The following is a 1207-nucleotide window of genomic DNA, read 5'->3' as shown; positions in this document are numbered from 1 at the left end:
AGGGCCTTTGCTCTCTTAGCCAGGTCGAACTTGCCGGCGGTAGCGCCGTTCTCAGCGGCAACTCTCATCTCCAGGTTCTTCTTGGTGGAGGAGGTAACAACCTCGCCTAACAGCTCAGCAAACTTGGCAGCATGCTCAGCTTCCTCGAAAGCAGCCTTGGCCCAGTACATGCCAATCTCAGGATAACCTTCTCTGTGGGCAACCCTTGACATAGCCAGGTACATGCCGACCTCGGAGCACTCGCCTTCAAAATTAGCTCTTAAATCCATCATGATATCTTCAGGGGAACCCTGAGCCACGCCAACCTCATGCTCGCATGCCCATGCCATTCCCTCGGATGCCTGCTCTTTGAACTTGGAAGCCGGAACACCGCACTGTGGACATTTCTCAGGTGCATTCTCTCCCTCGTAAACATAACCGCAAACTGTACATACCCATTTCTTCATAATCAATATTCTCCTTTTTCCTTCATTTTAGTTATTCATTTTTCGATAATAGTAATTGTTACTGATATTAATATAAACCATATTCCAGGATTTGTCAAGTGTTATTTTGTAAAAAGTTTCACCTTTTTTGTATTTCCGGCTTAAATGAGCCGGATGAAACCAGAGGCTGGGATGTGATGCTTAAAACAGGATTTAACCGAAGTATCTGTTTAACAAACCCTCAAATGCCTTGCCGTGGCGGGCCTCATCCTTAGCCATCTCATGAACGGTATCATGGATTGCGTCCAGGTTAAGGGCCTTTGCTCTCTTAGCCAGGTCGAACTTGCCGGCGGTAGCGCCGTTCTCAGCGGCAACTCTCATCTCCAGGTTCTTCTTGGTGGAGGAGGTAACAACCTCGCCTAACAGCTCAGCAAACTTGGCAGCATGCTCAGCTTCCTCGAAAGCAGCCTTGGCCCAGTACATGCCAATCTCAGGATAACCTTCTCTGTGGGCAACCCTTGACATAGCCAGGTACATGCCGACCTCGGAGCACTCGCCTTCAAAATTAGCTCTTAAATCCATCATGATATCTTCAGGGGAACCCTGAGCCACGCCAACCTCATGCTCGCATGCCCATGCCATTCCCTCGGATGCCTGCTCTTTGAACTTGGAAGCCGGAACACCGCACTGTGGACATTTCTCAGGTGCATTCTCTCCCTCGTAAACATAACCGCAAACTGTACATACCCATTTCTTCATAATCAATATTCTCCTTTTCCTTT

At 48.5% G+C, this 1207-nt stretch carries 2 protein-coding genes; both read right to left on the bottom strand.

Features of this window, described 5'->3' with window-relative positions:
- On the bottom strand, positions 1 to 446 hold a 446-nt coding region (locus LI015_RS27910; protein WP_227126776.1), incomplete at its 3' end, for a rubredoxin-like domain-containing protein.
- A 192-nt stretch (positions 447 to 638) separates the two neighbouring features.
- Entirely contained in the window at positions 639 to 1184 is a 546-nt protein-coding gene (locus LI015_RS27905; RefSeq protein WP_048928844.1) for an NADH peroxidase, read from the bottom strand.
- Positions 1185 to 1207 lie beyond the last annotated feature (23 nt).

The sequence above is a fragment of the Enterocloster sp. 210928-DFI.2.20 genome (genome assembly GCF_020554465.1).
Classification (GTDB): domain Bacteria; phylum Bacillota; class Clostridia; order Lachnospirales; family Lachnospiraceae; genus Enterocloster; species Enterocloster bolteae.
This window is presented reverse-complemented; position numbering and strand designations above follow the sequence as displayed.